This window comes from Photobacterium sp. R1 (assembly GCF_054600795.1).
Window position 1 is genome coordinate 1 of the sequence record NZ_BAAHZP010001008.1, and the last position, 235, is coordinate 235.

Here is a 235-nt window from a genome sequence, read left to right on the forward strand (position 1 = left end):
ATGCCCGATTGAGGTATTGTTAATCAGTCTTTTCTCTGTATTTCTTCATTAACTTATTGATTTGCTAAGGAGCTACCAGTGAATGTGTTAGTCGAAATCAAAAGGGTGATAGACCCGTATGTGAAGATCCGTGTTAAATCCGACGGCTCAGGCGTTGAGCAACATAATGTGAAAATGGCCATTAATCCTTTTTGCGAAATTGCGATAGAAGAAGCAGTTCGTATGAAAGAAGCCG

At 40.0% G+C, this 235-nt stretch carries 1 pseudogene; it reads left to right on the forward strand.

From position 1 onward, the window contains the following. Positions 1-78: 78 nt before the first annotated feature. Positions 79-235, forward strand: a pseudogene (locus ACYP03_RS28095) (electron transfer flavoprotein subunit beta/FixA family protein); the annotation flags it as partial.